Genomic DNA, 12,563 nt, shown 5'->3' with positions numbered 1-12,563 from the left:
TTTTTCGTTGTCTTTTTCAATAGCATCAAAGGCATCGTCAATCAGTTTGGCGACGCCAGAAAATTTCCCACGCTCCTTTCCTATATTCCAAGGCAATTCTGCCCCAGTGTTGAGAATAGAGACTTCTTGTAAGGCTTGCCAACGGGCTGAAGCTGGCACCCAAAATACGTTATCCGCGGTGTAATAATCACGGTTTTCTAGTTCTGCAGTTAAGGCTTCTTGATACTCTTCTTCAGTATCAAAAAAAGTGCGGTCAAGATAGAGGGGGTTTTCCGCATCGGAGAGTTCTGCCTGAATTTTTTCCTGTTGATGGGTAAAATTATCAGAAATGTATTTTAAAAAGATAAGACCAAGAACGATATGTTTATAATTGGCGGAATCAAGTTGTTGACGGAGTTTATCAGCAGATGACCAGAGTTTTTCGTCTAATTCATTTAAAAATGACTGAGCGAGGATCTGGTCACCAGATTTGTCGTTTGTCGTTTGTCGTTTGTCGTTTGTCGTTTGTCGTTTGTCGTTTGTCGTTTGTCGTTTGTCGTTATACTACAAATTCCTAAAAAAGATGAATAAAAACAATGATTTATGGTTTAATTGATTAAAGTTACAGCATTTTTGTGAGGCTGAGTTTTGTTTTCTCTGCACAAAACAGTGGCTATTATATATGAGAAAATCTTTTTTCTTGGTTGTTTGTAGGGGAATTTATCCCCCTAGAGTTACAAATCCAATTCTCTCACAATAATCTGCTTCAGCTCTTTTTTCATTTCATCCGTAAGTGCTTGATTTTCCTGCGTACTTACTACAAAAAAATCCTCCACGCGTTCACCGATGGTAGTAATTTTCGCGTTAATCAGAACTAAATTGAGTTGATTGAAAATTTGGCTCACTTGTGCTAATAAGCCTTCTCGATCTAGCGTAAACAGCTCAAAAGCGGTCTGATTTTGGTTAGAGTTTGCTAAAAAACGGACTTTCGTTTTGCGTTTAAAGGTTTGATGTTTTATTGGTTTTTTCACCACGGCAAAAGGTTTGGTCTGCGGTTCAGTAAGCTCTTTCTGCAAGGCTTGTTGAATTTGCTCGCAACGGATTCCATCCAAAGCCTGTCCATTCTGCTCAGTAACGATAAAACTGTCGAAAACAAGATCATTCTGGCTAGTGATAATTTGAGCGTCGTGAATGCTAATTTTTTTCTTGCTCAACGTATTCGCAATGCGAGCAAAAAGTTGCTTTTGATCTTCGCAATGGATAAAGATCTCCGTTGCTCCACGAGCGTATTCGTTGGAAACTAATACCAATGGCAGTTGATTTTGCTTGAGTAATGCCAAGGCGTGCCACACGAGTTGAGTGGGTTTATTACGTAAAAAATAACTTTCTGCCCCATTCGCCCAATAGATTGCCAAACGCTTGTGCTGAGAAGGCGTCAGTGCCAATTTCATAATTTCTAAGGCTTCAGCTTGATTGTTTTCTGCCTCTTTTTTGTAGTCCAATTGCTCAGCAAGTTGCTGAGTGGTGAACTCGAAAAGTTGTGAAAGCAGCGTGCGTTTCCAGTCGTTCCAAAGGGTTTCATTAGTGGCACAAATGTCCGCTACCGTGAGGCAAACCAAATCGCTTAAAGCGGTCTGATTTTCCACAATTTCTGCAAAAGTCTGCACCACATTAGGATCGTGAATATCACGGCGTTGAGCGGTGATCGACATCGTCAAATGCTCTTTTACCAACCACGCCATTTGCTTAGATTGGCTCTCATCGAATCCGTGTAGGCGAGCAAAATCGTACATATCCACCGCTCCATTCTCTGCGTGATCGCCTTCACGGCCTTTCGCAATATCGTGCAACAATGCAGCCAAATAAACCAACGGCTTATGCGTACAAGCGGCGAAAATTTGATGACAAAGTGGATGAATAGCTTTGGTCTGTTCATCAAGAAAACTTTCGAGCTTTAACATTACTCGAACGGTGTGTTCATCGACCGTATAAATGTGGAACATATCAAACTGCATCAACCCTGTAATACCTTGCCACGCGGGGAAATAAGCCGAAAGCACACCTAATTGATGCATCGGCACAATCGCATTTTTAACCATTTGTGGCTGCTGAATAATTTGGATAAAACGGCTTCGTGCTTCTGGTAATTCGCACAATGGCTGCTGGCGTTTTTGAAGAGCGATACGAAGATAACGTAACGTCATCGGATCAACCTGCCATTCAGGGTGTTGCGTTAAATGATAGAAAAGATCCAGAATCGTTTCGGGCTGTTTTGCAAAAATACGATGATTTTCCACCGCTATTTGCTGATTTTGTAGATAGAAATGTTCATCAAGCGGTTGTTTTTCTGCACTATTTTGTAAGCCTAAAACACGCTGTTTCACGCTATTTAGCAAAAGCTGGCTAAGCTGCGAAATCGATTGCGTTGCTTGGAAAAAGGTTCGCATCATTGCTTCAACGGGCTGGTTGCCTTCACCATGATAGCCAAGCAATTCGCTAAGTTGTAATTGGCGATCAAAGCGTAAACGGTTATCGTAGCGTTTGAGCTGCGTATGCAACGCAAATCGCATTCGGAAAAGTACGTTCTCCGCTTGTTTAAGTTCTTGATATTCTTCAGGAAAAAGCAAGCCTTTGTTAAAGAGTGCATCAAAACTACGTGCACCATAATGACGTAGCATAATCCAAAGCACTAAATGCAGATCGCGAAGTCCACCTGGACTATGCTTAAGATCGGGTTCAAGGTTGTAGCTCGTATTGTGATAACGGGCGTAACGCTCTTCTTTTTCTGCCATTTTGGCTTGGAAAAAGTCGGGCGTTGCCCAGAAATCATCTTGAAAAAGAGCTTCAACAAGACGATGCCAAAGCTCAGTATTACCGTATAAAAAACGTCCTTCATACATATTGGTTGCAACCGAAAGCTCTTGCTTACCGATGTCTAAACACTCTTGCAAAGTGCGAATGCTCGCCCCTACTTGTAATTTAGCATCCCACAGCAGGTTGAAAAGCTCATTTAATTTGGCGTGAGTTTGCTCGTCTAATGGATTTTCGGTAAGAACGAGAATATCCAAATCGGAGAGAGGGAACATTTCACGGCGACCATACCCACCAACAGCAATTAAGCTAAGATCTTGCCGTTCAGTAAAACCGAAATCTTGCCAAAGGTGAAGTAACATTTGATCATAAAAATCGCTGCGTTGATGCAGTAGAGCCATGATATCGGCTGATGCAAACAGGGCGTTTTGCTCAATATTAAATTGAGAGAGATGCTCTTTCAGATTCATCTTTAGACCTCAAGCGGTAATTGCCAGTTGATCTCTGCCATTCCGTGAGCTTTCAAATATTCATTTGCTTTAGAAAAATGATGGCAACCGAAAAAGCCGCGATGAGCAGCAAGAGGTGATGGGTGCGGAGCAGTTAAAACACAATGTTTATTGCGGTCAATGAACGCTCCTTTTTTCTGTGCATGGCTTCCCCAAAGTAAGAAAACAATATTTTCACGATGTACATTGAGTTGTGCGATCACTTTGTCCGTAAAGGTTTCCCATCCCCAATTGGCGTGAGAATTAGCTTTACCTTCCTCTACGGTAAGCACAGTATTGAGTAGCAGCACGCCTTGTTTCGTCCAATCGACCAAATAGCCGTGTCTTGGAACAACGAAACCTTCAATATCTGTTGCTAACTCTTTATAAATGTTGATAAGCGATGGAGGCGGAGCGACGGGTGGTTTGACCGAAAAAGATAAGCCGTGGGCTTGATTTGGGCGGTGGTAGGGATCTTGCCCTAAAATCACGACTTTCACTTGGTTAAATTCAGTCAGAGAAAAAGCACTAAAAACTTCATTTTGTGGCGGGTAGATGGTGATACCTGCGTGTCGAGCTTGGTGTACTTGTTGCAAAATTTGTTGAAAATAAGGTTTCTCTTTTTCTTCGCCAATGGCCTCTTTCCACGTTTTCATAATAACCTCTTGTGCGTAACTAATGCATATAAACACATAAACTGTATTATTTTTACTCAATTAAAGCTACTTTTGTAAAAAATGTTCAAATTTTTATCGCTTTCTATCTCGATAGGGGTATAATGCCCCCATTCAAAAAAAGTTGAATCTTTCAAATTTTTTTATAGTTTATTTTCAATTTCTTATACTAGGAGTCTTAAAATGATTAAAGGTGTTCAAATTACTGAATCAACAAACAGCAACTTATTAAACTCTTTCTGGTTATTAGATGACGAGAAAAACGAAGCTCGTTGTATCGCTGCTAAAGGCGACGCTTACAAAGAAGACCAAGTTGTTGCAATCAGCGAATTAGGTCAAATCGCATACCGCGAAGTGCCTGTAAACGTCGCTCCAACTATCAAAGTTGAAGGTGGTCAACACTTAAACGTAAACGTTTTACGTCGTGAAACTTTAGAAGATGCAGTTAAACACCCAGAAAAATACCCACAATTAACTATCCGTGTTTCTGGTTATGCAGTTCGTTTCAACTCATTAACTCCAGAACAACAACGCGATGTAATTACTCGTACTTTCACTGAAAGCCTATAATTACGAGCTAGATTGTTAAATTAAAAGAAAGCTAACTGGAATATTCTAGTTAGCTTTTTTATACCTCCCTCTTTAGAAAAGCGGAAGAAGGAGATTTATGGTTACGCTTTATGCGGATTTCTCGTATTGGTATCAGTTAAATTACGCATCAACAACGCAAAATCTAAATCAATATCCGCAGGCACATCTAAGAAAACAAAGTGTCCATCACCAAGCCCTGCTTCCACACTTTCATTTTTACGGTTTAACAAGCGGTCGATTTTAAACACAATATTGCCTTTTGGCGTCATCATCTCAACAGAATCACCGACTAGGAATTTATTTTTTACCGCCACTTCCGCCATACCTTCTGCATTGCGTTTGCCCGTAAATTCTCCTACGAATTGTTGGCGTTTAGAAATAGAATAACCATATTCATAATTTTGATATTCATCATGCGTATGACGACGCAAGAAACCTTCGGTGTAACCTCGATGAGCTAGGCTTTCAAGCGTATCTAACAAGCTTTTATCAAATGGTTTCCCCTCTGCAGCATCATCAATTGCTTTACGGTAAACTTGAGCTGTTCTTGCACAATAATAGAACGATTTAGTACGCCCTTCAATTTTCAGAGAATGCACACCGATTTGCGTTAAACGTTCTACATGCTGGACTGCACGCAAATCTTTCGAGTTCATAAAATAAGTACCATGCTCATCTTCGAACGCTGTCATTTGCTCATCTGGGCGTTGTGCTTCAGTATAAAGGAACACTTTATCCGTCACTGCACCTTCGCCGAGCGTTGGGGCAACATTAGTCACTTCAATTTCAGGCTGGTATTTTTGCACCGTATCTTCTTTCGGCACAATATTGCCCACGTCATCCAATTTGCCCTCTTCCATTTTATATTCCCAACGGCAAGCATTGGTGCAAGTGCCTTGGTTTGGGTCACGTTTGTTAATATAGCCAGAAAGCAAGCAACGACCAGAATACGCCATACATAACGCACCGTGCACGAAAATTTCAAGTTCCATCTCAGGCACTTGTTTGCGGATCTCTTCAATTTCTTCTAGCGAGAGTTCACGCGATAAAATCACGCGGGTTAAGCCCATTTGTTTCCAGAATTTTACCGTCGCCCAGTTTACCGCATTGGCTTGCACGGAAAGGTGAATGTCCATATCAGGGAAATGTTCACGCACAAGCATAATCAAGCCAGGGTCTGACATAATCAATGCATCGGGTTTCATATCTACAACCACTTGCAAATCTTTAATGAAGGTTTTGAGCTTAGAGTTATGCGGCGCAATATTCACTACCACATAGAATTTTTTGCCAAGCTCATGTGCTTCCTTAATCGCAATTTCAAGGTTTGCGTGGTTAAATTCGTTGTTACGCACACGTAAACTATAACGAGGCTGCCCTGCATAAACGGCATCTGCACCATAAGCGAAAGCGTATCGCATATTTTTTAACGTGCCCGCAGGCGATAACAATTCAGGTTTTGCGTATTTTAAAGTCATGATTACTCTCTTCTGATTACAAGTCAGTGCCTCTCAGAATGAAAGGCATAAAGCGATTATTTTCTAAGAAATACCCCTTTGTAGCAAGCGATTGTTCTATTAAAATGGCATTTCTTTTTACTTATCTTGAATAAAGGATCTTAAATGAAGCTTCAAACGCTATTAAAAACTTCTCTAGCGGTGGGATTATTGGCATTTTCTGCAAATGCACTTTCAGCAGGCGTGATGAAAGAGATGATTCAAATGAAAAAGCAACTCAACGCCCTTAACCAATCTCAAACCAGTGAGGAATTCCAAGCTGCTGCCGAGCAATTTATCGAATATTCAAAAGATGCTCAACATACGATGCCAAAAAGTGTAGGAGATGATCAAGAACGCTTCAAAGGCTACCAAGCAGGCGTGCAAGAAGTGATTGATGTGGTAAATCAAGCCAACGAAAAAGCCAAAGCAGGCAATTTAGCCGAAGCAAAAGAAATGATTGAACAGCTTGATGAGATGAGAAAGAAATATCATAAGGAATATAAATAGTTATATCCCATCATCTTCAATAAACTTTTCGTATACTCAATCGCCTCAATCCTATTTTCAACACCAATCTTTTGGTAGAGGTTGCGTATGTGCGTTTTGATTGTGGTTATTGCAACGACTAATTCTTGAGAAATTTGTTCGTTGCTGTAACCCGCATAAATTAGCCCAAGCACTTGCCATTCGCGGGAAGTGAGCGGACTTATTTTGAGCAGTTCAGGCAGCTGTGGATTTTTCAGTAAATGACTTACAAACTCTTCATCAAAATGGGCGAATTTATGACGATGATGCTGGTTAATACTACGCAAAATAAATTTCGCTTTATGCGTTGATAAATCATCTAACACATTGATTTGCAGTAATTGGCGGATTTGTTCAGCCATCAACTCACCTTCAATCACGAACGCACTAATAAAATTAGTTTGTTGGCTGAGATTTAAGGCTTGGATTAAATCGCGTTGAGCTAAATCGTGCTGACCTTGTTGATAATAAATGCGATTGCGTAAAATCAAAGCTCGTTGTGTGTCGCTAATTAAATTAAAGATTGCCGTGGTTTTTAATAAGCGGTTTACGATCTCTAATGCTTTATCAAACTGTGCTTGCAACAAATAGCAGCGGGCAATATTTCGCCATTGGCGTTGCAAGAAATGATTATGATCTTGAGTCGGGAACGTGGTTTGTACCAGCCACCCTTCAAGCGGTGCTTTTTCTTCGCTAATTTGCCAATAATAGAGCTGAACTTCATCAAAAGTCGTTAGCCAATCGCGATGAACAAAATGGCTAGCAAGCAGATTTTTACCTTGTTCAATTAAGCGGGAAGCATTCGTTAAATTCCCTTTAGTAAGAGAAATTTTTGCGATCAATGCCAAGCAATGTGCTTGTTCACTCTCTTTTTCAAGCACTTCTATCCCCGCATTTGCCATCTCCTCAGCTTCATCTAAATGGTGCCATTCCCACAAAATTTGTCCGCGTAAACGGAATAAAAATTCGTGCATCGGAATTTTGTGTAAAAGTTGAGCCTGTTGCGTCGTATCTTTCAGTAAATCATAAGCAGATTGTAGAAAACCTTGAGCGGAAAGCATTTCAGCTTGCTGTAATTTTGACCAGAGCCATTGATGATAAGCAGAGTGCTCTAATGCCATCTTTTCTACTTTTTGCATTCGCTGCAAACCTTCTTTGAGGTAACCTTGGCAATGTTGTGCTTCGCCAATAATAGAATTAGCGACAATTTGAGCATAGCCCACTTTAGAAGAAAAATGTACTAAAGCACGGTTCGCAAGCTGGTAAGCTAGATCCTCATTACCTTCATTAATCGCAACTTGAGCTTGCAAGGCTTCAAAATGAGCCTGTAAATCCTCTTCAAGCGGTTGATTTGGTTTAAAATTTTGCAAGATTCCCGAGACTTCTTGATAACGATGCTGGCTTTGTGATAACCACGCTTTCAGCAGCACTAAATTCGAATCCTGCCAAATCTGCTCAGCAGGCATTAAATTTAAACACTCTTCGAGTAATTTTAATTGTCCTTGATGGAATAATCTCCAACCATATTCTTGCAATACTTGATAAAGTAATGCTGGCTCTTCTAAAATTTGAGCGTGATATAAGGCTTCTGTGCCATTACCTAGCTTTAGCCATTCCGTTATAGCAAGGTGATGTAATGTTCGCCAAGTTTGAGGATGTTCCATTCGGCAACGTTGGCGTAAAAAATCAGATAAAATCGGGTGAAATTGCCACCACGTTTCGCCATTCTCGTGAATATTACGTTGTACAAATAAGCCTTGTTTTTCTAATTCTGCAAGTTGATAAATCCCATTTTCTGCTTGCGTTAAAGCGAATACGAGACGTTCATTCATCTTATGTAGCAGAGCACAACATTGCATAAAATATTGCGTTTGTGATGGAATGAAATGGAAGACTTCCTCGCTCAAATAATCTTCTATATATTGCTGACTCAGGCTAGCAAATAATTTCTCTGGTGTATTAAGCCATTCTGGGGAAGTTTTTAAACTAAAGCAAAGTAGTTGTAGTGCACTAATCCAACCTTGCGTATGCTCATAGAGGAGATGAAGTGCTGTTTCACTTAGGGTAATATTCGTTGCTTGTTCAATCAATTGACGACATTGTTCAAGATCGAAGGCTAAATCATTTACACCTATTTCAAGCAATTTCTCACGCAGTCGTAATTGTGTGATGCTGATGGGAGGAAGCGTACGAGAAAGCAGAATGAGATGCATCGTTTCAGGCTGATGCTTTAGCCAAAATCGAATTGCTTCGTGAATTTCTGCATTTTCGATCAGATGATAATCATCCAAAATAAGATAAAAAGGGGAACGAATGCTTTGTAATTCAAGCAAGAGTTCATGAAAATAGCGGGTAAGATCATCTTGAAAGAGGCAATGACTAAAAGAGAGATGCGTTGCGTCCCGTAATGCTTGTGTAAAATAGCGAGCAAATTCGACCGCTTGATTATCACTTTTATCTAAACTTAACCAGCTAACTCGCAGATGTTTTGCAGTTTGAATAGCTTGCCATTCAGCCATTAAGGTCGTTTTGCCATAACCTGCTGGAGCAGCAAGTAGGGTGAGTGGATAATTTTTTGCTTTTTCTAATTTTGCCAATAAGGCAGGGCGTTCAATCTTATTTTCTTTTTTCGAAAAATGAGCAATAAATTTACTCGACATTAAACCCGAAATTAGAGATGGCATCCTTTCTTTTCCTCTTTTTATGGATGTATGGCAGTTTGATTTTAGCAATTTTTTACAGAAAATGGGGGAGAAATTTCTGGTAACCAGAATATAAAAAAGCCATCACGGTGTTGCAGCAGTGATGGCAAAAGGATCATTATGATAAAAAGATAGGATTATTTAGATGAAACTTGCTGTAAGAAAATTTTACGAGGTTGAGTTAAACCTAATTTTTCTGCTTCATTGACCAAGTTCATTGCTTTATTAATGTCATGATTTTTCAGCGCACTTTTCACCGCTTGGTTGAAATATTGCTCCGTAGTTTGCTCTACAGGCTGAGCAAGCGGTTCATTTTTAACGCTTTTTTGCATTTTGCTCGCCGTTGGTTTCGCCTCTCCCACGCTTTGCGTAGGTGCAGTTTGTGCTTTACTTTCAAAGATCGCACCACCTTTAGCAATATTACCTAAACCGACAAATTGCGTTGATTGTATGCCATCCACCTCTAACTCGATTTTACCCGAATTGGTATGTTTTACCATAATATCGGCAATTGCTGGCGGTTGGTTGCCTTTTGCCTTTTCATAGAGTTTAGCAGGGTGGGTGAATTGCGTTTGCCCATTCAGATCTTGTTCAGTGGTGTAGAGAAGCACATAAACAAAATCTTGTCCTGAAACAGGGGTTAAGCTTAATTCAGCTTGTAATTGGTTACCTTCTAACCCTCGCTCTTCCGCTTTCTTAAATTGGGAGGCTGGATATTTGAGAGAAACATTGTAATTGCTATCAAGCACTAATACATTCGGTACAAAAATGTGGTTGTTATCTACGACCAAGCTTTTAATTTTGATATTTAATGTGCCTTGATTGGCAGGAATTTTGTAACCAATAACGGCACTGTCTGTGCCTGCAAGATTTTTAGCGAAGGCGGCAATTTTTGCCTCGTTCACATCGCTGGTAATTTTTTGCGATAAATCGACCGCTTGCCAATTGAAATTAGCGAGTTCGGTTTTAGATGGTTCGTTTGCAAAAATAGCACTTGAAAGGGCAAGAGCGGAAAATAAAAGGGAGAGTTTGAATTTCATAAATTATCCCTTGAAATATTCATTGTAATAAATTGTAGAGGCAGGGTTTATCCCGTCCGATAATATGAAAAGGACAGGGATAAACCCTGTCCCTACGATAATTTTAAGCGGTCGATTTTTGCAAATGATTTACCAATTTTGACCGCTTTATAAGCTATTACCACCAAGCCTCAAATTGTACGCCACCGATAAATTCGCCATCTTTCGTTTTGTAGCCTGCATCTGTGCGAGCAGATTGATTGAATTTATCATTCCAGTGTGCGTAAGTACCGAATACACGGATTGCCGGGCGAGCCCAAATGCTGTTACCTGCTTGCCATTGTTGTGCAACAGTGTATTTCATTAAATCATTTTTCTTACCAGTAGCTTGATCTTTAATGTGGTCGTAGCCCACTTCTAATAAAGTGCTCATAGTGTCTGTCCATTTATACATTGGACGGATACCAGCAGAGTACCACGTTTTACCCTGTTTGTTATCTAAATCATTTTTTTGATAGATTAAGGCATACATTACTTCTACTTTATCGCTTGCTTGGAATGTACCTTGGTTGATTAAGCGAAGCATATTGCCGCGTTTATCTGCAGAACTGCCACTAGCATGTCCCGCACCATCCACCATTGAATCTTTTGCATATTGCACGGTAAATTTATTGAAGCCTCCAAAGAAGTTACCTTGGGTGTATTCTGCTGTACCCATATAACCTTTTTTCACTGCGTTATCGTTAACGAAATGTGCATCATCTTTGGTATGAGCTTTAGCATAATCGAAACCTAACTCTAATGAACCATCTTTCCATAATTCAATATTAGCTAAACGCGCATCAAATACATCGTTATAAACCGATTTTTTCTGCGTACGATCATCCTTATATGTTTTTGTTGCGTGGTCATAATAGTAAGAGAATGCACCATCACGCTCAGTATTACGGGTTGCTGCTACAGATAATTTACCAAAACCTAAATCAATGTTCTCAACCCCTGCACCAGGACCAGAAATATCCCAGTAGTAGAAGTCGTTCATATGCACATCGTGACGTTGGTAGAAGCGTTTACCTGCCCATAATGTTGCACCAGGTAACACATCTGCAAAGTTTTTAAATTGTGCATTTAATTCGCGTAGTGCTGGGCTAGTATCTGTCCAGTCGTTATCATTTAACGTACCGCCATAAGCAACGTTAGAATCAAAGTAGATAGATTTCTCACCCGATTTGAATAGTTCTTGACCTAATTTAAATTCTGCATAGGTATCAGATTCATTACCTAAACGGTATTTAGAACCACCACCATTTACTGAGAATGCAGATTGTTCACCACCGCCTGATGTCCAGCCGATGCCTGAACGAGCATAACCATGAAAATCAACAGCAAATGCTGTGCTAGAAAGTAATGCACCAGATACGATTGTTGCTAATACTGTTTTATTAAGGCTCATAATAAGCTCCTTTAGTTTTGTCATTATGTAAAAACAGGTTAAACACCCAACTCTTTATATAAACGTCTGCACGCTGTACCATCTTCACGGAACAGGTGACATCGATTCGGATTAATACCGATTGCCATTTCATCGCCTTCTTTGACTAACACAATGTCATTTTGGCGATAAACAATATTCTGTTTAATTGCAGGTAATTCGAGATAAACTTGCGTTTCGTGCCCTAATTGCTCCACCACTTTTACCGTGCCTTTAATACAAATGTCGCTATGTTCACAAGGGAGTAAATGCTCTGGACGAATACCTAATGAAACGTTATCGCCCACATTTAAGCCCATACCTTCCACAGGAATCCAGAAACTCACGTGATCTGCATCTAACATCTCAATTTGAACCGCATCCTCTTTCACTTCCACCACACGCACAGGTAAAAAATTCATTTTTGGTGAACCGATAAATCCTGCGACAAAACGGTTAGCTGGATAGTGATAAAGCTCTAATGGGCGACCAACCTGAGCCACGTTACTCTCAATGTTGTCGCTGTTTGCTTGTAACACCACGATCTTATCAGCGAGGGTCATGGCTTCGACTTGATCGTGAGTTACATAAATCATTGTGCGGTTGAGTTTTTTGTGCAGTTTGGAAATTTCCACACGCATTTGCACACGTAATGCCGCATCAAGGTTAGAAAGGGGTTCATCAAGCAAAAAGACTTCTGGTTGTGAAACTAACGTACGTCCAATTGCGACACGCTGACGCTGACCACCTGAAAGCTCTTTCGGTTTGCGGGTTAAAAGGTGAGCAAGTTGTAGAATTTCTGCT

At 40.2% G+C, this 12,563-nt stretch carries 10 protein-coding genes; 2 read left to right on the top strand and 8 right to left on the bottom strand.

The window, feature by feature from the left end:
• The 3 genes from KH943_RS05970 to ung form a co-directional block, all read right to left on the bottom strand.
• Positions 1 to 456 (bottom strand): type I restriction-modification system subunit M N-terminal domain-containing protein (locus KH943_RS05970; RefSeq protein WP_304108904.1); only part of this gene is annotated, 456 nt, incomplete at its 3' end.
• 257 nt (positions 457 to 713) lie between these two features.
• Positions 714 to 3,260, bottom strand: a complete 2,547-nt coding sequence (gene glnD, locus KH943_RS05965; RefSeq protein ID WP_304108901.1) for a bifunctional uridylyltransferase/uridylyl-removing protein GlnD — start codon at positions 3,258 to 3,260, stop codon at positions 714 to 716.
• A 2-nt stretch (positions 3,261 to 3,262) separates the two neighbouring features.
• Positions 3,263 to 3,934 (bottom strand): uracil-DNA glycosylase, encoded by a 672-nt coding sequence (ung, locus tag KH943_RS05960; RefSeq protein ID WP_304108898.1) that lies wholly within the window; start codon positions 3,932 to 3,934, stop codon positions 3,263 to 3,265.
• A 201-nt stretch (positions 3,935 to 4,135) separates the two neighbouring features.
• Between ung and grcA the strand changes: the two genes are divergently transcribed.
• Complete coding sequence (gene grcA / locus KH943_RS05955; protein WP_040217094.1) at positions 4,136 to 4,522, top strand: autonomous glycyl radical cofactor GrcA; 387 nt, start codon at positions 4,136 to 4,138, stop codon at positions 4,520 to 4,522.
• 101 nt (positions 4,523 to 4,623) lie between these two features.
• Here grcA and trhP read toward each other — a convergent pair whose 3' ends face one another.
• Positions 4,624 to 6,021 carry a prephenate-dependent tRNA uridine(34) hydroxylase TrhP gene (gene trhP, locus KH943_RS05950; protein ID WP_304108894.1) on the bottom strand — a complete coding sequence of 466 codons (1,398 nt, stop codon included), beginning with the start codon at positions 6,019 to 6,021 and terminating at the stop codon, positions 4,624 to 4,626.
• A gap of 144 nt (positions 6,022 to 6,165) precedes the next feature.
• Here trhP and KH943_RS05945 point away from each other — a divergent pair, with 144 nt between their 5' ends.
• Positions 6,166 to 6,549, top strand: a complete 384-nt coding sequence (locus tag KH943_RS05945; protein WP_304108891.1) for a cytochrome b562 — start codon at positions 6,166 to 6,168, stop codon at positions 6,547 to 6,549.
• On the opposite strand, the gene malT is transcribed toward KH943_RS05945, so the two are convergent.
• The 4 genes from malT to KH943_RS05925 all read right to left on the bottom strand — a co-directional run.
• Entirely contained in the window at positions 6,531 to 9,251 is a 2,721-nt protein-coding gene (malT, locus tag KH943_RS05940; RefSeq protein ID WP_304108888.1) for an HTH-type transcriptional regulator MalT, read from the bottom strand. The genes KH943_RS05945 and malT overlap by 19 nt on opposite strands.
• Positions 9,252 to 9,406: 155 nt before the next feature.
• Positions 9,407 to 10,309, bottom strand: coding sequence for a maltose operon protein MalM (gene malM / locus KH943_RS05935; RefSeq protein ID WP_304108886.1), 903 nt, complete (start codon positions 10,307 to 10,309; stop codon positions 9,407 to 9,409).
• 157 nt (positions 10,310 to 10,466) lie between these two features.
• Positions 10,467 to 11,741, bottom strand: coding sequence for a maltoporin (locus KH943_RS05930; protein WP_304108884.1), 1,275 nt, complete (start codon positions 11,739 to 11,741; stop codon positions 10,467 to 10,469).
• A 38-nt stretch (positions 11,742 to 11,779) separates the two neighbouring features.
• Positions 11,780 to 12,563: TOBE domain-containing protein (locus KH943_RS05925; protein WP_304108882.1), on the bottom strand; the 784-nt coding region annotated here is incomplete at its 5' end.

The sequence above is a fragment of the Haemophilus parahaemolyticus genome (assembly GCF_018373095.1).
Classification (GTDB): Bacteria; Pseudomonadota; Gammaproteobacteria; order Enterobacterales; family Pasteurellaceae; genus Haemophilus_A; species Haemophilus_A parahaemolyticus_A.
This window is presented reverse-complemented; position numbering and strand designations above follow the sequence as displayed.

Bases quoted from the DNA above. Each gene is read 5' to 3' on its own strand.
- glnD (WP_304108901.1), bottom strand. From the start codon at position 3,260: ATGAATCTGAAAGAGCATCTCTCTCAATTTAATATTGAGCAAAACGCC.
- ung (WP_304108898.1), bottom strand. From the start codon at position 3,934: ATGAAAACGTGGAAAGAGGCCATTGGCGAAGAAAAAGAGAAACCTTAT.
- grcA (WP_040217094.1), top strand. From the start codon at position 4,136: ATGATTAAAGGTGTTCAAATTACTGAATCAACAAACAGCAACTTATTA.
- trhP (WP_304108894.1), bottom strand. From the start codon at position 6,021: ATGACTTTAAAATACGCAAAACCTGAATTGTTATCGCCTGCGGGCACG.
- KH943_RS05945 (WP_304108891.1), top strand. From the start codon at position 6,166: ATGAAGCTTCAAACGCTATTAAAAACTTCTCTAGCGGTGGGATTATTG.
- malT (WP_304108888.1), bottom strand. From the start codon at position 9,251: ATGCCATCTCTAATTTCGGGTTTAATGTCGAGTAAATTTATTGCTCAT.
- malM (WP_304108886.1), bottom strand. From the start codon at position 10,309: ATGAAATTCAAACTCTCCCTTTTATTTTCCGCTCTTGCCCTTTCAAGT.
- KH943_RS05930 (WP_304108884.1), bottom strand. From the start codon at position 11,741: ATGAGCCTTAATAAAACAGTATTAGCAACAATCGTATCTGGTGCATTA.